General features: G+C 68.5%; 20 protein-coding genes. 7 read left to right on the forward strand and 13 right to left on the reverse strand.

Annotated elements, in window-relative coordinates:
- Positions 1-30: 30 nt before the first annotated feature.
- Both OR37_RS07700 and OR37_RS07705 read right to left on the reverse strand, forming a co-directional pair.
- Entirely contained in the window at positions 31-894 is an 864-nt protein-coding gene (locus tag OR37_RS07700; protein WP_004617797.1) for a dienelactone hydrolase family protein, read from the reverse strand.
- A 62-nt stretch (positions 895-956) separates the two neighbouring features.
- Positions 957-1,985, reverse strand: a complete 1,029-nt coding sequence (locus OR37_RS07705) for a N(4)-(beta-N-acetylglucosaminyl)-L-asparaginase (protein WP_004617798.1) — start codon at positions 1,983-1,985, stop codon at positions 957-959.
- Between the two features lie 55 nt (positions 1,986-2,040).
- On the opposite strand from OR37_RS07705, the gene OR37_RS07710 reads away from it, so the two are divergent.
- Positions 2,041-2,778: a copper homeostasis protein CutC gene (locus OR37_RS07710; protein WP_004617800.1), complete on the forward strand. Its 738-nt coding sequence runs from the start codon at positions 2,041-2,043 to the stop codon at positions 2,776-2,778.
- A gap of 3 nt (positions 2,779-2,781) precedes the next feature.
- On the opposite strand, the gene pelA is transcribed toward OR37_RS07710, so the two are convergent.
- The 4 genes from pelA to OR37_RS07730 form a co-directional block, all read right to left on the reverse strand.
- Positions 2,782-4,095 (reverse strand): pectate lyase, encoded by a 1,314-nt coding sequence (pelA, locus tag OR37_RS07715; protein WP_004617802.1) that lies wholly within the window; start codon positions 4,093-4,095, stop codon positions 2,782-2,784.
- A gap of 110 nt (positions 4,096-4,205) precedes the next feature.
- Positions 4,206-5,369 (reverse strand): glutathionylspermidine synthase family protein, encoded by a 1,164-nt coding sequence (locus OR37_RS07720; protein WP_004617804.1) that lies wholly within the window; start codon positions 5,367-5,369, stop codon positions 4,206-4,208.
- The gene (locus tag OR37_RS07725; RefSeq protein WP_004617806.1) at positions 5,369-6,127 is read right to left on the reverse strand and encodes a PspA/IM30 family protein; all 759 of its coding nucleotides are present in this window, start codon (positions 6,125-6,127) and stop codon (positions 5,369-5,371) included. Before OR37_RS07725 ends, OR37_RS07720 begins: the two co-directional genes overlap by 1 nt.
- Positions 6,128-6,153: 26 nt before the next feature.
- Positions 6,154-6,825 carry a YjfI family protein gene (locus OR37_RS07730; RefSeq protein WP_004617807.1) on the reverse strand — a complete coding sequence of 224 codons (672 nt, stop codon included), beginning with the start codon at positions 6,823-6,825 and terminating at the stop codon, positions 6,154-6,156.
- A gap of 164 nt (positions 6,826-6,989) precedes the next feature.
- Here OR37_RS07730 and OR37_RS07735 point away from each other — a divergent pair, with 164 nt between their 5' ends.
- The 4 genes from OR37_RS07735 (at position 6,990) to OR37_RS07750 (ending at position 9,312) form a co-directional block, all read left to right on the forward strand.
- Positions 6,990-7,631 (forward strand): DUF2491 family protein, encoded by a 642-nt coding sequence (locus tag OR37_RS07735; RefSeq protein WP_004617810.1) that lies wholly within the window; start codon positions 6,990-6,992, stop codon positions 7,629-7,631.
- Positions 7,632-7,640: 9 nt separating this feature from the next.
- Positions 7,641-8,054 carry a DUF350 domain-containing protein gene (locus tag OR37_RS07740; protein ID WP_004617812.1) on the forward strand — a complete coding sequence of 138 codons (414 nt, stop codon included), beginning with the start codon at positions 7,641-7,643 and terminating at the stop codon, positions 8,052-8,054.
- Between the two features lie 8 nt (positions 8,055-8,062).
- The gene (locus OR37_RS07745) at positions 8,063-8,695 is read left to right on the forward strand and encodes a DUF1190 domain-containing protein (protein WP_004617813.1); all 633 of its coding nucleotides are present in this window, start codon (positions 8,063-8,065) and stop codon (positions 8,693-8,695) included.
- A 143-nt stretch (positions 8,696-8,838) separates the two neighbouring features.
- Positions 8,839-9,312 (forward strand): hypothetical protein, encoded by a 474-nt coding sequence (locus tag OR37_RS07750; protein ID WP_004617815.1) that lies wholly within the window; start codon positions 8,839-8,841, stop codon positions 9,310-9,312.
- On the opposite strand, the gene OR37_RS07755 is transcribed toward OR37_RS07750, so the two are convergent.
- The 5 genes from OR37_RS07755 to OR37_RS07775 all read right to left on the reverse strand — a co-directional run bounded on the left by OR37_RS07755 (position 9,309) and on the right by OR37_RS07775 (position 16,216).
- The gene (locus OR37_RS07755; RefSeq protein WP_004617817.1) at positions 9,309-9,791 is read right to left on the reverse strand and encodes a low molecular weight protein-tyrosine-phosphatase; all 483 of its coding nucleotides are present in this window, start codon (positions 9,789-9,791) and stop codon (positions 9,309-9,311) included. The two genes, OR37_RS07750 and OR37_RS07755, sit on opposite strands and share 4 nt — an antisense overlap.
- Complete coding sequence (locus OR37_RS07760) at positions 9,791-13,387, reverse strand: oxoprolinase family protein (protein WP_004617820.1); 3,597 nt, start codon at positions 13,385-13,387, stop codon at positions 9,791-9,793. The genes OR37_RS07755 and OR37_RS07760 overlap by 1 nt, the downstream gene beginning before the upstream one ends.
- A 48-nt stretch (positions 13,388-13,435) precedes the next feature.
- Positions 13,436-14,011 carry a TMEM165/GDT1 family protein gene (locus OR37_RS07765; RefSeq protein ID WP_004617822.1) on the reverse strand — a complete coding sequence of 192 codons (576 nt, stop codon included), beginning with the start codon at positions 14,009-14,011 and terminating at the stop codon, positions 13,436-13,438.
- 350 nt (positions 14,012-14,361) lie between these two features.
- Entirely contained in the window at positions 14,362-15,099 is a 738-nt protein-coding gene (locus tag OR37_RS07770) for a DUF2793 domain-containing protein (protein WP_035017091.1), read from the reverse strand.
- Positions 15,100-15,208: 109 nt separating this feature from the next.
- Positions 15,209-16,216, reverse strand: coding sequence for an NAD(P)H-dependent flavin oxidoreductase (locus OR37_RS07775; RefSeq protein ID WP_004617826.1), 1,008 nt, complete (start codon positions 16,214-16,216; stop codon positions 15,209-15,211).
- Positions 16,217-16,379: 163 nt separating this feature from the next.
- Here OR37_RS07775 and OR37_RS07780 point away from each other — a divergent pair, with 163 nt between their 5' ends.
- Complete coding sequence (locus OR37_RS07780; RefSeq protein ID WP_035017071.1) at positions 16,380-17,858, forward strand: methylmalonyl-CoA mutase subunit beta; 1,479 nt, start codon at positions 16,380-16,382, stop codon at positions 17,856-17,858.
- 4 nt (positions 17,859-17,862) lie between these two features.
- A complete protein-coding gene (gene scpA, locus OR37_RS07785) occupies positions 17,863-20,013 on the forward strand; it encodes a methylmalonyl-CoA mutase (protein ID WP_004617831.1) in 2,151 nt (716 codons plus the stop codon).
- 7 nt (positions 20,014-20,020) lie between these two features.
- Here the strand turns inward: scpA and OR37_RS07790 are convergent, their stop codons facing one another.
- Together OR37_RS07790 and murD are read right to left on the reverse strand one after the other, a co-directional pair.
- Positions 20,021-21,877 (reverse strand): chloride channel protein, encoded by a 1,857-nt coding sequence (locus tag OR37_RS07790; RefSeq protein ID WP_004617833.1) that lies wholly within the window; start codon positions 21,875-21,877, stop codon positions 20,021-20,023.
- A gap of 8 nt (positions 21,878-21,885) precedes the next feature.
- Entirely contained in the window at positions 21,886-23,301 is a 1,416-nt protein-coding gene (gene murD / locus OR37_RS07795) for a UDP-N-acetylmuramoyl-L-alanine--D-glutamate ligase (RefSeq protein ID WP_004617835.1), read from the reverse strand.
- Between the last annotated feature and the right edge of the window lie 12 nt (positions 23,302-23,313).

Raw genomic sequence — 23,313 nt, forward strand, 5'->3', positions numbered from 1 at the left:
CCTTGGTTCGACCAGAAAGACGGCGTCGCCCTAACCCAGCGCGCGCTTGTAGAGCGCCAGCAGATTGCTCCACGCCCGCTCGGCGGCGGGCTCGTCGTAGACCTGGCTGCCCTTGACGGTCCAACCGTGGTTCGAGCCGCCGAAGACCTCGACCTGGGCCGGGCGCTTGGCCGACGCGAACGCCGCCTTCAGTTGGTCCTTCACATCCGGCTCCCGCTGGTCATCGTTGCCGGCGATCTCGATCAGATATTCGGCGTGGGTCTTGGGGATCAGCAGATGCGGGCTGTCGGCGTCCTTCGAAACCAGCCCGCCGCCGTGGAAGGTGGCGACCGCGCCGATGCGCCCCGGCGCCGCACCCGCCGTGTAGAAGGCCAGCGGACCGCCCATGCAGTAGCCTTGCGTCCCGATCTTCTTGGTCTTGTCGGTCTGGGGCTGGGCGTCCAGGAAGGCGACATAGGCCTCGGCGTCCCGGGCCGTGCCGGCCGGCGTCACCGACGGGCGCAGCGTCATCAGCTTGGCCCGGTCGTCGGGCTTGGAGAAGTCGAACCTCCCGTCGATGACCGGCGCCTTGCGGACGCGGTAATAGAGGTTCGGGACCAGCACCACATAGCCGGCCTCGGCCAGGCGTCGGCCCATGTCGCGAAACACCGGGCGCAGGCTCATGATGTCGGGCCACAGCAGCACCGCCGGCCACTTGCCCTTCCCCTTCGGGTAGAACAGCGCCGCGTCGGCGACGCCGTCGGCGGTCTTCACCGTGACGTCCTTTTCCTCGACCTTGTCGTCGGCGCGCGCGACCGTGGCGATCCCGGTGGCGGCGACGGTCATCAGACCGAAGGCGCGTCGCGAGAGGCGGGGATCGTGAACGAGGCCGGGGTGGATATCGTCATCGCACATGGCGGTCTCCCTGAACTTTGGACGCGAACGCTATAACCGCCTCGCGCGTTCGCCTACCCTCTTCACGCGGACACTGGATAGGTGGCCTTGCCGGGCAGCAGCGTGTCCTGCTTGCGGCCGTCGCACAGGGCGTAGCTGAAGCCGCTCTGGATCGCCCAGGCCCCGACCTCGCCCCTCTTGTTGATGGCCAAAAAGCCGACCTGGATGTCCTTGGCCTGGGGCTTCTTCTTCAGGATCCGCTCGACGGCTTCCCGGCAGGCGGCCTCCGGCGAGCGGCCCTGGCGCATCAGCTCCACGACCAGGAAGCTGCCGACGTTGCGGATCACCTCCTCGCCGACGCCGGTCGAGGTCGCGCCGCCGACGTCGTTATCGACATAGAGACCCGCGCCGATGATCGGACTGTCACCCACTCGGCCCCGCATCTTCCAAGCCATGCCGCTGGTCGTGCAGGCCCCGGCGATATTCCCCTTGGCGTCGATCGCCAACATGCCGATCGTATCGTGGTTGCCCTTGCCGCCCGGCGTCCCGAGCTGCCCGGTCGTCTTGCCGTAGTCGCCGACCTCGCTATTGGCCTTGGGCTGGTACTTGGCGTCCTTCTTCCAGGCCTCCCAGGCGGCCTTGGAGTCCGGCGTCAGCAGTTCCTCGTACTGGAAGCCCTGCTCCAGCGCGAACTGCAGCGCGCCGGCGCCGACCAGCATCACGTGGGGAGTCTTCTCCATCACCTTGCGCGCCACCGAGATCGGGTGGGCGATGTGTTCCAGCGCCGCCACCGCGCCGCAGTTGCCCAGCTCGTCCATGATGCAGGCGTCCAGCGAGACATGGCCGTCCCGGTCGGGATAGCCGGCGCGGCCGACGCTGTGGTTCTTCAGATCCTGCTCGGGCACGCGGGCGCCGGCCTCGACCGCGTCCAGCGCGCGACCGCCCTTCGAGAGCACCGCCCAGGCCGCCTGGTTGGCTGCGACCCCGAAGTCCCAGGTCGAGATCACGCACGGCCCGTCCAGCCGCGTCACGGTCTCGGCGGCCGACGCCTTGGCGCCGATCAGCGCCGATCCGACCAGGGAAGCGCCGATCAGGCCTCTACGATTCATCATTCACGTATGCTCCAAGAGGTTCGCCCGGATTCCGTAGCATGGCCTGGAGAAGACGATGACCGCCGATCGCATCCTGCTGGAAGTCTGCGTCGACACGCCCGCCGGACTGGCGGCGGCGATCGCCGGCGGGGCCGATCGCATCGAACTGTGCGCGGCGCTTGGGCAGCAAGGCCTGACTCCCGCGCCGGGCCTGATCGCCCAGGCGAGCAAGGCGCCGATTCCGATCTACGCGATGATCCGCCCGCGCCAGGGCGACTTTCGCTACGACGCGGTCGAGCTGGACGCCATGCGTCGCGACATTGACGCCGCGCGCGACGCGGGCCTGGCCGGGGTGGTGTTCGGGGCCAATCGCGACAACGGCGAGCTGGACGCCGATGTGCTAGCGCCGTTGATCGCGCAGTCCGAGGGGCTGGGCGTAACCCTGCACCGCGCCTTCGACCTCGTTCCCGATTTCGAGGCCGGGCTCGAATTGGCCATCGAACTCGGCTTCGAGCGCGTGCTGACCTCGGGCGGCGCTCAGAACGCCATGGCCGGCGCGGCGAGGATCGCCCAACTGACGGCCCAGGCCCGGGCTCGCATCGCCATCCTGGCCGGCGGCGGAATCAATCCCGCCAACGCCGCCGAGGTGATCGCCCGCACCGGCGTGACCGAAGTCCACGGCTCGTGCAGCGCTCCGCTCCCCCCGGTCGACCACCGCTCGCGCGCCCATGAGCTGGGTTTCACGCCCGACGGCGCCCGCGACACGCGGCGCGAGATCGTCGAGGACCTCGTCCGCGTGCTGCGCCAGCTCTGAGGCCTACTGGCCCGGCGGGTGCGTCTTGACCCAGTCGCCATAGACCTTGAACACCTTCAGCGGCTGTGCTCCGAACCAGGAATAGCCGTCGCGGCGTTCCTGGGAAATGTCGTCGACATTGTCATGCAGCGACTTGTCGCGGTCACCGAAGATCGGCTTCTCGGTCTTGCGATCATAGTAGCGCGCCCAGATCGGGCCGGCGCCGGTCTTGTCGATCAGGTGGCGGCCATCGGTCTGGCCCTTGCCGGTCCATTCCTTGCCCATGATGGCGTGATGGTTCAGCCAGGCCACGCCCCAGTGCACCGCCCGCACCTCCTGAGGCGTCGGGTCCGGCAGGCTCATCAGATAGAGCAGCAGGTCGGCGCTCTCGCTGGTCGCCAGGGCCGGCGGCTCGAAGTTGCGCGCGCCCACGGGCTCAAGCGTGAAGGGGTCCGCCTGCTGCCCCCAAAGGGTCAGCTTGCCGTTCACGCGGATCTGGGTGGCGACGATGCACAGGCGCCCCCACTTGGCGGCTTCGGCGGCCTTGGCGCGCAGATCCGCCGGCACGAAGGCGAAGTCGGCCTTGGCCTCCGACACTTCCGTCAGCAGGGCCGCCGCCTCGGAGACCGCGTTGTCGTTATAGGTGATCGCGTCGTGATAGCCGCCCTCCAGCGGCCAGACCTGCGGCCAGCCGCCGTTCGGGAACTGGGCGGCCAACAGGTAATGGACGCCCTTCAGGAAGCTCTGACGATAGGCGTCGCCTTCCGGGCCGGGGGCCTGCGTCGCCACCTTCGCCAGGAAGCGCATCTCGGTGATGGTGGCGTTGTTGTCCAGCGTGCCGACATAGCTCCAACGCGGACTGTGGGGGGCGTCGAAATCGTCCTTGCCCAGGTGCTGAGAGCTATTGTCCGAGGCCCAAGGCTGGCCCGGAAGGCGGAGCGCGCCGCGACGGTCCTGGTTCTTGCTCCAGCCGCCGGCCGGGGTCTGGAAGCTGACGATGACGTCGGCGATGTGGCGCGCCTCGGGCGAGGCGTACCAGGCCGGAGCCTTGTGCAACGCCATGCCGCCGTCGCCGTGGGCGGTGGCGGGAAGCGGCGGCGGCGCGGTTTCGCCCGGCTTCAGTTCGGCGGCCAGGGCGGCGCGATCGGCCTGCATCTGGGCTTGCGAGCGCGCGAGATAGGCTTTCCAGGCCGGTTGCTGGTCGGCGGGCAATTGGGCGATCCGCTCCGCGGTGATCGGCAGGGCCGGCACGTTCTGGCCGATGACGCCCGCCAGGGCCGGCGCGGCCAACAGACTGGCGGACAGGAAAAGGCCGATGGCGGCGGCGCGCTTGGACATGTGAGCGTTTCTCCCCTGGAGCGTCACGGCGCGGACGCCCTCACCCAAAATGATACCGGTTTCCTAAAATTAGAAAACGGGCGTTCTTGTGGCGCTTGGGCGCGGTCGTCTCATCCCTGGATGATATGCGGCACGAAGCGGGAGCGATCGCGCGTGACGCGGCCGTGATCCTCGCGGATCCCGATCCCCGCCGGCTGGTCGCCGATCACCCACGAGCCGATGACCGGATAGTTCGATCCGAACCTGGGCGGCGGCTTCAAGGCCTGTCGGATCCAGCCTTCCTCGCCATAGCCCTGGTCCAGCACCCTGCTTTTGCGGCCGTTCTTCCAGAGCTCGATGTTCGCGCCCTCGCGGCTGAACAGCGGCTTGCGGGCGTAGCTGGCGCCGAGACGCTCGCTCTTGGGATCGTCCTCGAAATAGCTCTCGAGCAGGTTCGGGTGCCCCGGATGGCGTTCCCACAGCAGCGGCAGCAACGCCTTGTTCGACAGGATCGCTTTCCACGGCGGCTCCAGGAACAGCGTCCTCGACCCGGCGATATTGGCCGCATAGGGCTCGCGCAGCATGTCTTCCCAGGGGTGCAGCTTGAACAGCGCGCCGATGATGTAGTTGTCCTGGTCGACGAACCGCCCGTCGGCGTCGAGACCGATCTGGGTGGTCGGGACGAACTTGGGCTCAAGCCCCGCCAGGCTGGCCATGTCTTCGAGGAAACGCACCGTCTGGCGATCCTCGACGAAGTCGGCGTCGCTGGCGAAGTGCACGAAACCGCCGTCCGGGAAGATCGCGCGGAAGCGATCGGCCAGCCGCTCGTGGATGCTGTTGAACTGGTCGGTGTCTTCCGGAAGCCGCCCCTGGGCGATCAGGTCCTCCAGCCAAAGCCACTGGAAGACGCCCGCCTCATAGAGGCTGGTCGGGGTGTCGGCATTGTATTCGTAGAGCTTGGGCGGCTCGGTTCCGTCGTAGAAGAAGTCGAAGCGGCCATACAGCGATGGGTCGCGGGCCTTCCACGAGGCTGCGACGACATCGCGCGCGGCCTCGGGAATCTTCAGCCGGGCCATCAGGGCGTCGCTGGTCGCCGCCTCGTCCACGAGGTCAAGGCACAGGGCGTGCAGCGCCTGCGTCGCCAGCTCGATGTGGTCCTCGATCTGAGCCAGCGTGAAGGCGTAGACCGCCCGCTCGTCCCAGTAGCGGCGGCCGTCGGCGTGGTGCCAGGTAAAGCCGACCGCCTCGGCCTTGGACTTCCAGTCGGGCCGAGGGGTCAGGTCGATGCGCCGCATCAGGCGTTCGAGCCGTCCTTGGCGACCTTGGCCTTGTCCTCGATGGCCAGGGCCGGCGGCGGCAGGGCCTCGTCCTTGGGCGCCATCAGGCGAGCCAGCACGTCCTCGGCTCCGCCGCCGCCCGGCAGAATGCCCGCCGCCGCCAGCTTGGCGTCGAGATCGGCGCCGGTCCGGCGATCCTCGGACTCGTTATGCAGGCGGAACTGCTCCTCGCGGACGGCCTGGCGCTCCTTGATGCGCTTGAGGCTGTCGGCGGCCGAACCGACGACGCCGCTGGCCGAACCCGAGCGTGAGATCACCGCCGACTGGGCCTTCTGGACGCTCTCGTTGACCTTGACCATGTCGATCTCGCGCCGCAGCGCCTCGATCTTGGTGTCGGTCTGGGTGATGACTCCGCGCATCTTGTCCTCGGCGGCGCGCAGCTCGGTCATCTGGCCGCCCTTCTGGGTCGACTCCTTCTCGAGATCGGCGATCCGCTGGGCGACTTCGAGCGCGAGCGCTTGATCGCCCTTGGCCAGGGCGGCGCGGGCCGAGGCCTCGTACTTGCGCACCTGATCGTTCAGCTGGCCGACCTCGGTCTCCAGGGCGCGGCGGCGCGCCACCATCTTGGCCAACTCGTCGCGAGCCTTGCCTTGGGCGGCGTCGGCGTCTCGGATCTCCTGGTCCAGGATCCGCAGCGCGTTGGCGTCCACCACCGTCTGGGCGCCGTCGTGAACGGAACCCCGGAACAGGGCCGAGAGCTTGCTCCACATCGACATCAGGTCAGTCTCCGGTCTTCTGTCTTTCAGGCGGCCGCGACGCGGCTCTTCTCGAAGGTTTCACGCAGGTCGCTGGCGGCGGCGATGGCGTTAGCCGCCAGGGTGCGCAGCTCGATCACCAGCGTCTGCAGGGTGGTCTTGGACGAAATCTCGCCCATCAGCTCGTAATAGTCACGACCGTCGATGGTGGTAATGCCGAAGTTCGACAGGGGCACGACCTTCTGGGCCTTCAGCAGGAACTCATTGAAGGCAGAGCGGTCGTTCTGCTCGTCGCAGGGCCACAGGATGGTCGACGCCACCATCTGCAACGCTCCGCCGCTGACATAGACCGGCAGATCGCCGAACTCGTGCATGGTGACCAGCAGGACAGGCTCGACGCCCTCGATGATCGCGGCGCTCATCTCGCCTTCGCGCACCAGGTTGGTCTCGACCAGCGCGTCGCGCAGGCTCTTGATCGTCCAGGCGGTGTCGATAACGGAATCCATGTGTCTGACGCCTCGGGGAGGATTGGGATTGGCCCGCAAGGCCGGTCCGCGGACCGACTCCACGACGATCGCCTGGACGGCCGAAAGGATGTCGGGCTTGCACGCCGTCGGAGCCCAGACCTCGATCTTCACGAAGCCGGCTTGCCGACGGGCTTCACGCCACGCGCGGGTTCTTTCGGCGGCCTGAGCGCCCCTGGTGATCTTGGCAGGCATCCGTTACATGTACGCATAACATGTACGCTTGACAAGGCGCCGACCGACGTCATCCTGCGACCGAGTTCACCCGAGGGCAAGCGCGGTCTTGGGGGACGCCGCGTCGTTCTTCGGCTAGAAGACGCGGAAGGGTTGCTAGAGGGCTCGCGGGAGCGAATTCTTCGATGTTCGGAAAACTGTTCGGCGGCAAGGCGGAGGAGCCCCGCTCCATCCTGCCAGTCATTCGCAACGTCACGATCGGCCGCACCGTCGTGCTGGCCCCGCTGGCCTGGCGACGCTTCGGGGCCGAGACCCGCTTCGCCCTGGACCGCGACACGCTGGAGATCACCGCCCAAGGCCTGATCGAACTGAGCGACGGGGTCTTCGTCCATCGGTTCTATACGGACGACGAGGTGATGTTTCAGATCGTCTCGGACGACCGCGCCGGCGAGAAGGCCAACGACTTCACACTGTTCCTGCCTTGGTCCAGCGACTATCCGGGCAGCGGCGACGGCGGCTTTTCCTGGAACGCCCGCCTAAGGGCGCGGTCTTTCCAGCCCAACGGCCTGCCCGAATACCGCCGCTTCTGGTTCGGCGAGGACGCGGTCGAGCAGGACCCCGTGACCCTGTGGGAAAACGTCTATTACGATCGCGAGTCCCAGGAGCCGGACAAACGGCTCTTCCAGACCACCATGCTGTTCCACCGCGACCTTCCGGCCGACGGCCGCGAACTGCTGCTGGCGCTGACCCTCGAGCCCGAGGATGGCGAGGTCACGCACGAGACGATGATCGGCCTGCCGCTGTCGGTGGGCGAGTTCAAGGCCTAGGGAGAGAAGATGCTCGACTTCATCGGCTTCAAGGATGGCGCCCTCGCCTTCCTGCTGGCCTTCGTCGTGGCCGGCCTGTTCACCATCGTCTTCAAGGCCGTCTATCAGTGGGCGACGCCCTATGACGAGAAGGCCCTGATCCGGAGCGGCAACACCGCCGCCTCCGTCGCCCTGGTCGGCGCGCTGATCGGCTACGTCCTGCCGCTCGGCTCGGCCCTGACCCACACGGTCAGCCTTCCGGAATTCGCGGCCTGGGCGACCCTGGCCGGCGTCATCCAGATCGCCGCCTTCACCGGCGTGCGCCTGATCGCCCTGCCAGACGTCAAGACCCGGATCGAGAACGGCGAGATAGCCATCGGCGTCTATCTGGCCGGTGTCGCGATCGCCGTCGGCGTGCTGAACGCCGCCTGCATGACCTCGTGAGATCTCGCATGACCACACGCAAGCGCTCGGCTTCGCTCAAACTAACCACCATGCTGGCCGGCGCGGCCAGCCTGACCCTGGCCGGTTGCGACGACCACAATGGCGGGCAGGCCAGCTGGGACCCCAATCAGGGCGAAAAGGTCCAGGCCTTCAGCTACAAGACCCTGCAGGAGTGCAAGGACGCCGGCGAGGTCCCGGTCCAGCAGTGCGAAGCCTCCTACGCGGCCGCCCAGAAGGAAGATCAGGAAAAGGCGCCGCGCTACGAGGCGCGCTCGACCTGCGAGGACGTCTACGGCCCGGGCAACTGCGTGCCGCGCAGCTATGGCGGCCACGACGTCTTCACGCCGCTGCTCGCCGGTTTCGTGATCGGCCGGATGATGGATGGCTACCACGGCGCGGGCCTCTATCGCCGCTATGACGACTACGGCGGCGGCGGCTACTACTCGACCTGGGGCGGACGGCTGGACCGCGATTACAGCACCGGCCGCACGGTCATCACGCGCGAGAGCATCGACCCGCCCGACGCCATTCGCAGCGCGCCGCCCAAGGTCCAGACCCGCACCTCAGTCGTCTCGCGCGGCGGGTTCGGCGGCGGCCGCAGCTATTCCAGCGGGGGCTTCAAGGGCGGCTTCGGCGGTTAGAACAGACCGATAAATTGCGATTGACTCTCAACTAGGCCTCGCGCTTAATTGCGAAGCGTTCGCAAGACGCATCGGGCCGCTCACCGAGATCGGTTCGTCGACGGCGGGTGTCGGCCCCCTGCTTCGGCGAGGAGATTTCAGGCGTGCGGCCCGATCCTTTCCTCCATCAGTCTATCCCTCACTGCGGCCCCGCTGGCCTGGCCAAAGGCGAGCGGATCCTGCTGTGGATGCTGCGCCAGTGGGTGGCGGCCCGGGTGCTGGGCGAGGAGCCCAAGGCGCGCCTGTCGAAGACAGCCGGGTCCCTGGTTTCGCCCAGCGTGGCCACGGCCTTCCTTCTGATGATGACCGCCGTTGAGGGCCAGATTCGGCGTCCGCTTTGCGTGGCCGCGCCCGGCTGCGGCGACTACGCCGAGGATGAACAGCGGCTGATCACCGCCTGTGGCGTCTGCCCCGCCTCGCCCGAGATCGCCCAGCGCCTGCTGGAGGCGATGCTGATCCAGCCCGAGGCCGTGACGGTGATGGCGCGCTTCCTGAACACGGCCCTGGCCCGTGACGGCATGGCCCTGCCGATGCGGTTTGACGAGCCCGAGACGCGCGCTCGTCCCACCCTGCATTAGAGCTTCGCCCAGCCCTCTTCGACCAGCCGCGTCGCCAGGGCTCTCGAGGCCGTCCTCACATCGTTCCAGGTCACCTCGAACCCGGTTTCGTCGCCATAGTATGGATCCGCCACGGCGCGCCCCTGCCGCCCCGCCACAAGGTTCAGCAGCAGATCAACCTCGGCCGTGGCGTCGGCCGGGGCGATCCGACGTAGTCCGCTAAGATTGTCGTGGTCCAGGGCGTAGATGTGGGTGAAGACGCGAAAGTCGTCCGGCTTCACCTGTCGCGCTCTCAAGCCGCCGATATCCACGCCATGGCGGCGCGCCACGGCGATGGCGCGCGGATCGGGCGGCTCGCCCTTGTGCCAACCGCCCGTGCCGGCGCTATCGACGACGACGTCTAGGCCGCATCGCTCGGCCTCGGCCCGAAAGGCGCCCTCGGCCAGGGGAGAGCGACAGATATTGCCCAGGCAGACGAACAGAACCGAGGCCTTGGCCATCACGCCTTGCCCCAACCGCCGCCGCCCGGCGTCTCGATGACGATCGCGTCGCCCGCGCCGACCTCGACAAGATCGGTGGCGGCCAGCGCCTTGACCGTCCCGTCGGCGCGCTCGACCCAGGCCCCGCCCACCGCGCCGGGTCCGCCGCCCTCCAGCCCGAAGGGCGGGACGCGCCGGCGGTTGGAGAGCAAGGTCGCGGTCATCGGTTCGCGGAAACGGATCTTTCGCGTCACGCCATCTCCGCCCCGCCGGGCGCCCGCTCCGCCCGAGCCGCGCCGGATCGAAAAGGCCTCGACCAGCACCGGATAGCGCGTCTCCAGCACCTCCGGATCGGTCAGGCGGCTATTGGTCATGTGGGTCTGGACCGCGTCGGTCCCGGCGAAATCCGGTCCCGCGCCCGAGCCGCCGCAGATGGTCTCGTAGTACTGCCGCCGGTCGTCGCCGAAGGTGAAGTTGTTCATCGTCCCCTGGGCGGCCGCCATGACGCCCAGAGCGCCGTAGAGGGCGTCGACCACCACCTGGCTGGTCTCGACATTGCCGGCCACCACCGCCGCCGGATAGCGTGGCCGCAGCATCGAGCCCTCGGGAATGATGAGTTCAACCGGCCGCAGGCAGCCGTCGTTCATCGGGATCTCGTCGTCGACGAGGGTGCGGAACACGTAGAGCGCCGCCGCCCGGCAGATCGAGGCCGGCGCGTTGAAATTGGTCGGGACCTGGTCGCTCGTGCCGGTGAAGTCGACACGCGCCGTTCGGGCCGCTTGATCCACGTCGATGGACACGCGGACCACCGCCCCGTCGTCCAGTTCATAGGCGAACGACCCGCTCTTCATCGTCGCCAGCACGCGGCGCACCGCCTCCTCGGCGTTGTCCTGGACGTGGGCCATGTAGGCTTCAACGACCGCTTGGCCGAACTCGGCGACCATGGCGGTCAGGGCCTCGGCCCCGCGCGCGCAGGCGGCGACCTGGGCCTTGAGGTCGCCGATGTTCTGGTCGGGATTGCGCGCCGGCCACTTGCCCGAGGCCAGCAGAGCCCGGGTCTCGGCCTCGCGGAAGCGGCCGTCCTCGACCAGCAGGAAGTTCTCGATGAGAACCCCCTCCTCCTCCACCGTTCTGCTGGTCGGCGGCATGGAGCCCGGCGTCACGCCGCCGATGTCGCCCTGGTGGCCCCGCGCGGCGACGTAGAACATCAAGGCCGCGTTCTGGTCGAAGACCGGCATGACCACCGTGACGTCCGGCAGGTGGGTGCCACCGTTGTAGGGGGCGTTCAGCATGTAGACGTCGCCGGGCTTCAGGCCGCGCCCGCTTTCTTCAAGTCCCTCGCGGACGGCCCGCACGCTGTCGCCCATCGAGCCCAGGTGGACCGGCATGTGCGGGGCGTTGGCGATCAGGTTGCCGGCGCGGTCGAACAGGGCGCAGGAAAAGTCCAGGCGCTCCTTGATGTTCACGGAATAGGCGGTGTTCTGCAGGGCGAAGCCCATCTCCTCGGCCACGGCCATGAAGAGGTTGTTGAACACCTCCAGCATGACCGGGTCGGCCTCGGTCCCGATCGCCTTGCGGGCCGGCAAGGCGACGACGCGATCAAGGATCAGATTCAGGCGAGGATCGACGCTCGCGCGCCAGCCGGGTTCGACGACGGTCGTGCCAGTCGCTTCGCGGATGATGGCGGGGCCGAGGATCGCGGCGCCGATCGGTAAAGCTTCCCGATCGAAGACGGGGGTAGCGTGAAGCGCCCCGGCCATGCGGGCCTCGACGGTCGCCATCGCCTGGACTCCCTTGGAGGGGCCGGACTCAAAATCCGGTTCGGAGCCCGCGTCCGAGCGGCCGATCGCCTCCACGGACAAGGTCTCCACCACCAGCGGCGTTGTCGGAGAGGTGAAGCCGAAGCGACGCTGGTGCTGATCTTCGAAGGCCGCGCGAACGGCGGCGATGTCATCGAACGGGACGACCAGCGGCGTATCGGTCCCCGCGTACTTCACGCGCAGGCTGGCGATCGCCTCCACCGAAGCCATCGGCACCTCCTGAGCCCGCAAAGCCACCTCGGCCTCCCCGGCCAAGACCGCCGCCCGCGCCGCCAGATCGCCCGCGTCGTCGAGCGGCCGCTCGACTGTCTCCTCGCGGATCAGGCGCAGATCAGCCAGGCCCATGCCATAGGCGCTGAGCACGCCCGCGAACGGATGGATCATCACCTGGGTCATGCCCAGGGCGTCGGCCACCAGGCAGGCGTGCTGCCCGCCCGCGCCGCCGAAGCAAGCCAGCACATAGCGGGTGACGTCGTAGCCCCGCTGAATCGAGATCTGCCGCACGGCCTTGGCCATGTTCTCGACGGCGATGGTGACGAAGCCCTCGGCGATTTCCTGAGGCGTCATGGCCTTGCCGGTCGACGCCGCGATCTCGCCCGCCATCGCCTCGAAGCCGCGCGTGACGGCGTCGACATCCAGCGGCTGGTCGGCGTCGGGCCCGAACACCTTGGGGAAGAACTCCGGCCGCAGCTTGCCCAGCATGACGTTGCAGTCGGTGACAGTCAGCGGTCCGCCCCGGCGATAGGCGGCCGGTCCCGGGACCGCGCCGGCCGAGGCCGGCCCCACGCGCAGGCGCGCGCCGTCGAACGCACAGATCGAGCCGCCGCCCGCCGCCACCGTGTGGATATTCATCATCGGCGCGCGCATCCGCACGCCGGCGACCACCGTCTCGAAGGCCCGCTCGTACTCCCCGGCATAGTGGCAGACGTCGGTCGAGGTGCCGCCCATGTCGAAGCCGATCACGCGCTCGAAGCCCGCCGCCGCGGCTGTCCGCGCCATGCCGACCACGCCGCCGGCCGGACCGGACAGGATGGCGTCCTTGCCCCGAAAAGCCCGCGCGTCGGTCAGGCCGCCGTTCGACTGCATGAAGAGCAGCCGCGTATCGCGGCCCAGCGCGTCCGCCACCTGGTCCACATAGCGGCGCAGGATCGGCGAGAGGTAGGCGTCCACGACCGTGGTGTCCCCACGCCCGACCAGCTTCATCAGCGGGCTGACATCGTGACTGACCGAGACCTGGGTGAAGCCGATCTCGCGGGCGATCGCCGCCACCCGCGCCTCGTGGTCCGTGAAGCGGAAGCCGTGCAGCAGCACGATCGCGACGGCGCGGAAGCCGGCGTCGAACGCGGCCTTCAGGCCGGCGCGCGCGGCGCCTTCGTCCAGCGGCCGCAGAACCTGTCCCTCGACGCCGATCCGCCCGTCGATCTCGACCACACGGTCGTAGAGGGCTTCCGGCTTGACGATATGGCGCTCGAACAGCTTCGGCCGCGCCTGGTAGCCGATCCTCAAGGCGTCGGCGTGGCCAGCGGTGATCGCCAGGACCGTCGGCTCGCCCTTGCGCTCGAGTAGGGCGTTGGTGGCGACGGTGGTGCCCATCTTGACCGCGTCGACGCGCGCGCCCTCGGGCAGCAGCACGCGAACCCCCGCCACGGCGGCGTCGGCGTAGCGTTCGGGATTTTCCGACAGCAGCTTGTGGGTGACCAGCGATCCATCCGGCCGCCGCGCGACGATATCGGTGAACGTGCCGCCGCGATCGATCCAGAACTCCCAGCCGCGCGGCTGCTGATCGGTGGCGCTCATGAGGGGACGGAACTCCTTGGCTCCGTCCCCTCATAGCGGCTGGGCCGCCTACTTCAACAGCCCCGTCAACTCCGCCACCTGCCAGACGCCCAGCAGCAGGAAGATCGCCGCCGCGCCCATGCGGACATACTTCAGCGGCACGATCTTGGTCGCGGCCTCGCCCAGATAGACGGCCGGGACGTTGGCCAGCATCATGCCCAGGGTGGTGCCGGCGGCGACCCAGGCGATCGAGTGGAACTTGGCGCCCAGGGCCACGGTGGCGATCTGGGTCTTGTCGCCCATCTCGACCAGGAAGAAGGCCACGGCGGTGGTCAGGAAGACGCCGTAGCGGCCCGGTTCCTTCTGCTCCTCGTCATCGGCCTTGTCCGGGATCAGGGCCCAGGCGGCCATGGCGATGAACGAGACGGCGAGCACCCATTTGAACCAGGCGCCGCTGAGGAAGTCCGACACCCAGTAGCCGACGGTGGCGGCCAGGGCGTGGTTGAACAGGGTGGCGACCAGGATGCCCAGAATGATCGGAACGGGCTTCTTGAAACGCGTGGCCAGGATGATGGCCAGCAGCTGGGTCTTGTCGCCGATCTCGGCGATGGCGACGACCAGGGTCGAGGCGAGCAGGGCTTCCACTGAAATAATCCTCCGGGCCGGGCGCATGCCAATAGCGTCGATGCCCCACCCGGCCCGGATAGAGATCGGCGCCATTGGTCTCGCCAAGGAAGCTGCAAGTCCGCTTCCCTTCCCCGCGCCATGGCTCCCTCTCGAAAGAAAAGAGACCAAGTGTGTTGACGACGGGGCCCGCTGATAGGCGCGGGCGGCTACTCCCCAAAGGTGAGGGGCGTGTAGCCTCTAGCGATCCCCGGGTCAATCTCCCTTCCCCCTTGATGGGGGAAGGGGCGGGGTATGGGGGTGATGCGGCGGTTCAGCCACACAGGTCGTAGATCACCCCCACCCTACTCTCCCCCATCAAGGGGAAGGGATCAGACGGATTGGGGCGCGTCGAAGCGCATCAGATGGATCGCCACCCGCACCTTTCCGCTGACGAAATTGCCGCCGACCGCGGTCAACACCACCGGCGTATCGGCGTAATAGGCCGTCGGGCCGACAACGCCGACATTGCTGGAATTCCTGGCCACGCCCAGCGAACCGCCGAACTTGCTGGTCTCGCCCGAGACGCCACAATTGTAGGACGCCGCCCCGGTCACGGCGACCGTGGTCCGGGTCGAGACCGCCAGAACGATGGCGCGGCTGGGAATGGCGATGCTGGTCGCGGTGGAAACGCCCGACAGGGTCACTTCCTGCTCCAGGATCTCCAGCCGCGTCGTGGCGAGGTTCGGCGAGGCGGCGGCGGTCAGGTTGCGGAAGGTGGCCGACAGCGGCGTCCAGGCCGCTCCGTCGAAGACGACCATTTGGTTCTCGTCCTTCACCCAGGCCAGCACGCCTTCGGCCGGAGCCAGCGGCTCCCAGGCGCCGGACTCGAAGCGCATCAGGGTTCCAACGGACTGGCCGGCCCAGGCCGCGCCCGTGGCGCTGGCCGGCAAGATCCAGACGCCGCCCGCGACCGGAGTGGCAGGCTGGGCAGCAACGCCACGGCTCTCGACGGCCAGTTGGACGAGCCCGTCCAGCCGCGCGAGACTTTCGTTGATCGGGATGTGTTTCTGGGCCTGGGCGGCGACCACATAGGGCAGGCCCAGGCGGGGCGTGACGTCGTCGAAGATCGGGTCGGACATTGGGGCGCGGCTCCTGGAGCGAGTTCGAGATCGCTCCAGCATCAGACCGCCGCGAAGACCGGGGACAGGCGACCGCCCGTCCCCGTGGTTCGCCCGCCTATTCGGCGGCGAAAGCCAAATGATTTCCGGACGTCAGGGCCGTCTTGGCCGCCAGTTCGGCCTTGGCCTGCTCGTACTCGGCGGAGAATTTGGCGATGAGTTCGGCGGCTGGAAGCACGTCCTTGATCGCGCCGATCCCCTGCCCCGAACCCCAGATGTCGCGCCAGGCCTTGGCCTCCTGGTTGCCGCCCGAGCCGAAGCTCATCTTGGACGGATCGCTCTGGGGCAGGTTGTCGGGATCGAGGCCCGCGGCGACGATCGACGAGCGCAGGTAGTTGCCGTGCACGCCGGTAAACAGGTTCGAATAGACGATGCCGTCGGCCTGCCCCTCGACGATGGCGCGCTTGTAGCCCTCGACGGCGTTCGCCTCCTCGGTGGCGATGAAGGCCGAGCCGATATAGGCCAGGTCCGCGCCCATGGCCTGGGCGGCCAGGATCGAACGTCCGCAGGCGATCGAGCCGGACAGCGCTACCGGGCCGTCGAACCACTGGCGGATTTCCTGGATCAGGGCGAACGGCGACAGGGTGCCGGCATGGCCGCCCGCGCCGGCGGCCACGGGAATCAGGCCGTCGGCGCCCTTCTCGATGGCCTTGCGCGCGAAGCGGTCGGTGATGACGTCATGCAGGGTGATCCCGCCATAGGCGTGGATCGCCTGGTTCAGGTCCTCGCGAGCGCCGAGCGAGGTTATGATGACCGGAACCTTGTATTTCACGCACAGCTCGATGTCCTCCTCGAGCCGATTGTTGGTCTTGTGCACGATCTGGTTGACGGCGAACGGCGCCGACGGCGCCTCCGGGTGGGCCTTGTCATAGGCCGCCAGTTCCTCGGTGATCCGGGCCAGCCACTCGTCCAACTGCGCGATGGGGCGGGCGTTCAGCGACGGGAAGGACCCGACGATGCCAGCCTTGCATTGGGCGATCACCAGGTCCGGATTGCTGATGATGAACAGCGGCGAGGCGATGACCGGAAGACGCAGGCGGTCGCGCAGGATCGGCGGCAAGGCCATGGAGGAGCTCCCCTTTGGAGTTCGGCTTGAAACGCCGAATATATGAACGGCGATCAGATTAAACGCGCGTTTGGCTTCGATGCAAGGCGCGGTGACGCCGGCGCGAGGCTTGACGGCCCCAACGGCAGCGGCGCATCTCGTTGCGAAAGACAAGAATGCTGCAATGCAGGAGAGAGGCGCCTTGACCATCGCGACGCCACTGGCCGAGGAATTTGGCGCTGAAGGCGACGAGGCCGCCCGCGCTCGCTGGATGGCCTTGGTCGAGAAGACCTTGAAGGGGCAGAGCTTCGACGAAGCCCTGACGGTCACGACGCCCGATGGCTTGACCATACAGCCGCTCTACACCGCGCGAGACGGCGTGGTGGTGGCCCGCGATCTGCGGCCCCGCGATATCGACCGTCCCTGGGACGTGCGGACCCGCGCCGCTCATCCCGATCCCGAACGCGCCGCCCAGGAGATTCTGACCGATCTGGAAAACGGCGCGGCCTCGGTTCTGCTGCGGATCGATCCGACAGGCGTCGACGGCGTCGCCATCGGCTCGGCGAATGATCTTTCGCGGGCGCTATCGGGCGTGATGCTGGATCTCGCGCCGGTCGCCCTGGACGCCGGTTTCCTGGGCCCCAAGGCCGCGGACTGGCTGGGCGCCCTGGCCAAGGCGGCGCCCAACGCGCCCCTGACCTTCCATCTCGATCCGCTGACGGCCTTCGCCCAGGCTGGCGCCAGCCCGGGTCCGATCGAGAGCCACGTCTTCAACGCCGCCACCGTCGCGTCGCGTCTGGCCGAGACCTACGTCAAGGCCAGCCTGTTCCTGGCGACGGGCCGCGCGGCCCACGAGGCCGGCGGCTCTAACACCGAGGAGCTGGCGATGATGACCGCCAGCGCCCTGACCTACGCCAAAGCCCTGGTGCGGTCGGGCCTTTCGATGGAAGACGCCTTCGGTCGTATCGTCCTGGGCGTCAGCCTGGACGGCGAATACTTCACCGGCGTGGCCAAGGTCCGCGCCGCCAAGGCGATGTGGGCGCGCCTGACCCAGGCCTGCGGCGTCGCCGTCCCGCCCCGGATCGAGGCCCGCTCGTCGCGGCGGATGCTGGCCAAGGCCGACGCCTGGACGAATCTGCTGCGCCTGACCTCGGCTGGGTTCGCCGGCGCGGTCGGCGGCGCGGACGCCATCGTGCTGGACGCCTTCACCGACGCCATCGGCCTGCCCACCGCGTTCGCCCGCCGTCAGGCCCGCAACACCCAGCTCGTTTTGATGGAAGAGAGCAATCTGGGCCGCGTCGCCGATCCGGCCGGCGGGGCCTGGTATCTGGACAGCCTGACGGACCAGCTGGCCCGCGCCGCCTGGGGCGGCTTCCAGGCCATCGAGGCCGCCGGGGGGCTGATCAAGGCGCTGGAAAGCGGCGGGATCGCCGACGCCGTGACCAAGGCCCGCGTCGCCCAGCAAGCCGCCTTCGCCGACAAATCCCGCAAGATCCTGGGGGTCACGGTCTTCCCCAACGCCGACGACAAGACGCCTGAGGTCGAGACGCCGGACGCGTCCGCCTTCGCCGTCGCCGCGCCCGATGTCCGCCTGCCCGGACCCGACAGCCACTGCCCGGCCCTGACGCCCGTGCGTTTCGCCGCCGCCTTCGAAGGCGCCTGAGATCATGAGCAAGTTCCCAGACTTCACCACCATCGACTTCGCGGAAGTCGCGTCAACGCCAGCCCCCGAGGGCGAGGCCTGGAACACGCCCGAGGGCGTCACCGTCGCGCCGGCCTATGACGCCGACGACGTGGCGGGCCTGGACTTCACCAGCGGCTATCCCGGCGTCGCGCCGTTCGTGCGCGGCCCCTACCCGACCATGTACGTCACCAACCCGTGGACGGTGCGGCAGTACGCCGGCTTCTCGACGGCCGAGGACTCCAACGCCTTCTACCGTCGCAACCTGGCCGCCGGTCAGATGGGCCTGTCGGTGGCTTTCGACCTGGCCACCCACCGCGGCTATGACAGCGACCACGAGCGGGTGAAGGGCGACGTCGGCATGGCGGGCGTGGCCATCGACTCGATCCTGGACATGCGCACGCTGTTTTCCGGCATCCCGCTCGACAAGATGAGCGTGTCGATGACCATGAACGGCGCGGTGCTGCCGATCCTGGCGCTCTACATCGTCGCGGCCGAGGAGCAGGGCGTCAGCCCCGACAAGCTCTCCGGGACGATCCAGAACGACATCCTCAAAGAGTTCATGGTGCGGAACACCTACATCTATCCGCCCGCGCCCTCGATGCGGATCATCTCGGACATCTTCGCCTACACCTCGGCGAACATGCCTAAGTTCAATTCGATCTCGATCAGCGGCTATCACATGCAGGAGGCCGGGGCGACGGCCGACCTGGAGCTGGCCTACACCCTGGCCGACGGCATCGAATACGCCCGCGCCGGCGTCGCGGCGGGCATGAGCATCGACCAGTTCGCGCCGCGCCTGTCGTTCTTCTGGGCGATCGGCATGAACTATTTCATGGAAGTGGCCAAGATGCGCGCCGCGCGCTTGCTCTGGGCCCGCCTGATGAAGCGCGAATTCGATCCGAAGGACGATCGCTCGCTCTCCCTGCGCACCCACAGCCAGACCTCCGGCTGGTCGCTGGCGGCTCAGGACGTGTTCAACAACGTCTCGCGGACCTGCGTCGAGGCCATGGCGGCCGTCAACGGCCAGACCCAGAGCCTGCACACCAACGCCCTGGACGAAGCCCTGGCCCTGCCGACCGATTTCTCGGCCCGGATCGCGCGGAACACTCAGCTCTTCCTGCAGATGGAAAGCGGCACGACCCGCGTCGCCGATCCCTGGGGCGGCAGCTATTACGTCGAGCGCTTGACCTACGAACTGGCCCAGAAGGCCCTGGCCCACATCGAGGAGGTCGAGGCGGCCGGCGGCATGGCCAAGGCCATCGAGCAAGGCATCCCCAAGCTGCGCATCGAGGAAGCCGCCGCCAAGACCCAGGCGCGCATCGACTCCAATCGCCAGAGCGTGGTGGGCGTCAATCGCTACAAGCCCGAGGTCGCCGACGAAATCCCGATGCTCAAGGTCGACAACAGCGCCGTCCGGGTCGCCCAGCTGGAAAAGCTGGCGCGCCTGAAGGCCGAGCGCGATCCGGCCGCGACCGAGGCGGCGCTGAACGCCCTGGAGGCTGGCGCGCGCGCCAATGGCAACCTTCTGGCCCTGGCTGTCGACGCCGCGCGCGCCAAGGCCACCGTCGGCGAAATCAGCTACGCCTTGGAGAAGGTGTTCGGCCGACACCGCGCCGAGATCAAGTCGATCCAGGGCGTCTACATGAAGGAGGCCGGCGCCGACCCGACCACCGCACGCGCCAAGGCGATGGTCGAGGCGTTCAAGCAGGCGGACGGGCGGCCGCCGCGCATCCTGATCGCCAAGATGGGCCAGGACGGCCACGATCGCGGCCAGAAGGTCATCGCCACCGCCTTCGCCGATCTCGGCTTCGACGTCGATATCGGCCCTCTCTTCCAGACGCCCGCCGAAGCCGCCCGCCAGGCGGTGGAGAACAATGTCCACGTGGTGGGCGCCAGCTCGCTGGCCGCCGGCCACCTGACCCTGACGCCAGAGCTGAAGGCCGAGCTGGAAAAGCAGGGACGCGGCGACATCCTGATGGTCGTCGGCGGCGTCATCCCGCCCCAGGACTTCCAGGCCCTGCGCGACGCCGGCGCCGTGGCGATCTTCCCGCCGGGCACGGTCGTCGCCGAAGCGGCGATCGAGCTGCTGGAACAGCTGAACCAACAGCTGGGATACGCCCAGGCGGCCGCTTAAGGTCCGGTCAGGCCACCTCGCCCGTCAGCTCGCGTCGAGCCTTTTCCAGCTCTTCGGCGTAGCGGCGGGTGACGTGGGCTTCGGTGATCAGGCCGATCACCTCGCCGCCGTCATCGACCACGGCCAGCTCGTCGGCGCCGGTTTCGTCGAAGGCGGTCATGATCGCCTTGATCGACAGCTCCGGCGTCAGGGACACCTCGGGATTGACGGCCAGGGTCGACAACGGAACATCCCTCTCGGGCGGCTGGGCGTAGGCCGAGGCCGTGGCGACGATGCCGGCGTAGCGGCCCGTCTCGTCGGTCAGCACCACGCGCTTGGTCGAGCCCAGCGGGAAGCGGCGGCGGAACTCCACGAGGCCGGTCTGGGCGGGCGCGGTCTTGACGTCCCGACGCATCATCTTGCCGGCGGTCAGGTTGCGCATCCAGGACACGTCGTGGGCGCTGCGGATCGTCTCGCCGCGCAGATGCAGCCGCCAGGTCGAGAACGAATAGCCAAAGGTCTCGCGCACCGTGGCGCTGGCGATCAGCGACGCGGCTAGGGTCGCGGCGGTGATGGTGAAGTCGCCCGTCGCCTCCAGCACCAGGAACGACATGGTGAAGGGCCCGCCGACGATGGCCACGCCCAGGGCGCCCATGCCGACCAGCGAGGCGGCGACGGGATCCAGACGCTCCGCTTCGGCGATCAGGTTCACGACATCGGCGAAGGCCTGGCCCATCAACGCCCCCAGGAACAGGGCCGCGAAGAACAGGCCGCCCCGGAAGCCGAAGCTAAGCGAGATGATCGAGGCCGCCGACTTCATCAGCAGCAGGATCAGCAGCACCTTCAACGAGAGATCGGCGTTGAGATCCAGGTGCAGGGCGCCATGTCCGCCGGAGAGGGTCTGCGGGGTGGACAGGGCCAGACAGGCCAGGCCGATCCCGCCGATCGCCGGCCGCGACCAGCGCGGCAGCGGCGCCTTGGCCGCCCAACGGTCGGCCACCGCGACCGTCCGCATCAGGGCCACGCCGAACAGGGCCGCGACCAGACCCAGCAAGCCGTAGAGCAGGTAGTCGCTCCAGGACGAGATGGCGACGACCGAGGTCTTGATCAGATAGGGCGTCGAGCCCAGCGCCTTGGCCACCAGCACCCCGGCCAGGGCCGCCGCCGCGACGGGCGCGATGTTGGCGACCGTATAGGCGCCGATGACGATCTCGAACGCGTAGAAGGCGCCGGTCAGCGGCGCGCCAAACGCCGCCGCGATCGCCGCCCCGGCCCCCGCGCCCACCAGGGTGCGAAGGTCGCCGCGCCGCAGGTTCAAGGCGCGCCCCATCCATGAGGCCGCCGCCCCGCCCGCCTGGGCGTAGGCCGCCTCCAGTCCCACCGAGGCGCCGCAGCCGTTCGAGATCAGGGTCTGACCGCAGATGAAGGCGCTGTCGCGCAAGGAAAGCCGCCCCCCGTGCAGGGCGTTGGCCTCCACGGGGTCGACGGCGTGGTTGGGACGAAAGCGCAGGATCGCCGCGGTGAAGAGGCCCAGCACCAGCCCGCCGATCGGAATGGCCAGCAGGCGCAGCGGCGCCACGAAGGTCTGGGCGCTCAGCCGCTCGTCCGGATCGAAGCCGAACAGGGCGACCTGGGTTCCGTGGGCGATCTTGGCCTGGGTCACGGCCAAGGCTCCGGCCGCCAGGCCCGCGACGGTGGCGACGGCGATCAGCCACAGTTCGGAGGAACGAGTACGCCGACGCAGCCAGGCCAGCCAGGGCAGCGCCGTGCGTCCGGCGTTGCGGAACGCCGCCTTCTCGAGCAGCGAGGTCCGCAGCACGCGTCGCCAACTGTGGATCGTCGGCTTCGAGGGATCCGGGGTTGGCGTCTCCAGCGGATCCTTCATGGCGCGCCTTAGGCGACGGCCGCCTTGCCGGCGCCGCCCGCCAGAGCGTTGACCGCCGCCCGGAAGGCTTCGCCTCGGGCCTCGAAGTCGCTGAACTGGTCGAAGGAGGCGCAGGCGGGCGACAGGAGGACGATGGCGTCCTCGCCGCTGGCCGCCGCGTCGGCATAGGCCTGCTGCACGGCCTTATCCAGCGTCCCGCTCATCTTGACCTCGGCCTTGCCGGCCAGGGTCACGGCGAAGACATTGGCCGCCTCGCCAATCAGATAGGCCTTGGCGATGCGCGGGAAGAGATCCTTCAGGTCCTCGATGCCGCCGGCCTTGGCCACGCCGCCGGCGATCCAATAGAACTTGGGATAGCTGGACATCGCCTGGCGGGCGGCGTCGGCGTTGGTGGCCTTGCTGTCGTTGACGAAGCGGACCTTGCCCAGCTTGCCGACGGTCTCCATCCGGTGCGCCAGGCCCGGGAAGGTCATCAGGCCGTCGACGGCGTCGGAGACCGAGATGCCGATGGCCCGCGCGGCGGCGTAGGCGGCGGCGGCGTTCTGCCAGTTGTGGCGCCCCGGCAGGCTGCGGGCGCGCAGCAGGTCGGCGACCTCGACGACCCGTTCGCCGGTGGCGTCGTACAGCACGCCCTGCAGGGCGTAGACGCCCCGACCCATCGCCTTGCCGGCGCTGATCGGCCAGATAGTCCGGCGGTTGGCGGCGGTGATCTCGGTGCAGATCTGCTGGCACCAGGGATCGTCGACCCCGATGATCGCGGTGTCGCCCTTGCCCTGGTTCAGGAAGATCCGGCGCTTGGCGGCGATATAACCGTCCATGCCGCCGTGACGGTCCAGATGGTCGGGCGAGATGTTCAGCAGCACCACCGCGTCGGGCTTCAGGCTGGAGGTCAAATCCAGCTGGTACGACGACAGCTCCAGCACGTAGACCGCGCCGCCGTGCATGTCTTCCAGCCCCAGGACGCCCAGGCCGATATTGCCGCCGATCCGGGTGTCACGACCGGCCGAGGCGCAGAGGTGACCGATCAGGGCGGTCGTGGTCGACTTGCCGTTGGTGCCAGTGATGGCGATGATCTTCGGACGCTTGTGGACCGGGGCCGCGTTGACCGTGCGGGCGAAGAGCTCGACGTCGCCCAGGATCTCGACCCCGGCGGCCTTGGCCTTTTCCACCGTCCAGTGCGGCTTGGGATGGGTCAGCGGCACGCCCGGCGACAGCATCAGGGCGTCGAACTGGCGCCAGTCGGCGGCCTGCAGGTCCACCACCGGAAAGCCCTCGGCCGCCGCGGCCTCGCGGCTGGCGGGCTTTTCGTCCCAGAGGGCGACCTTCGCCCCGCCCGCGATCAAGGCGCGCGCCGCCGTCAGGCCGGTTCGGCCTAGGCCGAACACCGCGACGGTCTTGTCCTCGAAACCGCGAACCGGGATCATGGTCTGGCCCCT

It is taken from the genome of Caulobacter vibrioides OR37, from assembly GCF_000372645.1.
In the GTDB taxonomy this organism is placed as follows: Bacteria; Pseudomonadota; Alphaproteobacteria; order Caulobacterales; family Caulobacteraceae; genus Caulobacter; species Caulobacter vibrioides_E.

Excerpts from the sequence above, each read along its gene's own strand:
- OR37_RS07755 (WP_004617817.1), bottom strand. The coding sequence starts at position 9,791 with ATGGCCAAGGCCTCGGTTCTGTTCGTCTGCCTGGGCAATATCTGTCGC.
- OR37_RS07705 (WP_004617798.1), bottom strand. The coding sequence starts at position 1,985 with ATGATGAATCGTAGAGGCCTGATCGGCGCTTCCCTGGTCGGATCGGCG.
- OR37_RS07745 (WP_004617813.1), top strand. The coding sequence starts at position 8,063 with ATGACCACACGCAAGCGCTCGGCTTCGCTCAAACTAACCACCATGCTG.
- scpA (WP_004617831.1), top strand. The coding sequence starts at position 17,863 with ATGAGCAAGTTCCCAGACTTCACCACCATCGACTTCGCGGAAGTCGCG.
- OR37_RS07735 (WP_004617810.1), top strand. The coding sequence starts at position 6,990 with ATGTTCGGAAAACTGTTCGGCGGCAAGGCGGAGGAGCCCCGCTCCATC.
- OR37_RS07740 (WP_004617812.1), top strand. The coding sequence starts at position 7,641 with ATGCTCGACTTCATCGGCTTCAAGGATGGCGCCCTCGCCTTCCTGCTG.
- OR37_RS07760 (WP_004617820.1), bottom strand. The coding sequence starts at position 13,387 with ATGAGCGCCACCGATCAGCAGCCGCGCGGCTGGGAGTTCTGGATCGAT.
- pelA (WP_004617802.1), bottom strand. The coding sequence starts at position 4,095 with ATGTCCAAGCGCGCCGCCGCCATCGGCCTTTTCCTGTCCGCCAGTCTG.
- OR37_RS07700 (WP_004617797.1), bottom strand. The coding sequence starts at position 894 with ATGTGCGATGACGATATCCACCCCGGCCTCGTTCACGATCCCCGCCTC.
- OR37_RS07730 (WP_004617807.1), bottom strand. The coding sequence starts at position 6,825 with ATGCCTGCCAAGATCACCAGGGGCGCTCAGGCCGCCGAAAGAACCCGC.
- OR37_RS07725 (WP_004617806.1), bottom strand. The coding sequence starts at position 6,127 with ATGTCGATGTGGAGCAAGCTCTCGGCCCTGTTCCGGGGTTCCGTTCAC.
- OR37_RS07780 (WP_035017071.1), top strand. The coding sequence starts at position 16,380 with ATGCAGGAGAGAGGCGCCTTGACCATCGCGACGCCACTGGCCGAGGAA.
- OR37_RS07710 (WP_004617800.1), top strand. The coding sequence starts at position 2,041 with ATGACCGCCGATCGCATCCTGCTGGAAGTCTGCGTCGACACGCCCGCC.
- OR37_RS07790 (WP_004617833.1), bottom strand. The coding sequence starts at position 21,877 with ATGAAGGATCCGCTGGAGACGCCAACCCCGGATCCCTCGAAGCCGACG.
- OR37_RS07775 (WP_004617826.1), bottom strand. The coding sequence starts at position 16,216 with ATGGCCTTGCCGCCGATCCTGCGCGACCGCCTGCGTCTTCCGGTCATC.
- murD (WP_004617835.1), bottom strand. The coding sequence starts at position 23,301 with ATGATCCCGGTTCGCGGTTTCGAGGACAAGACCGTCGCGGTGTTCGGC.
- OR37_RS07720 (WP_004617804.1), bottom strand. The coding sequence starts at position 5,369 with ATGCGGCGCATCGACCTGACCCCTCGGCCCGACTGGAAGTCCAAGGCC.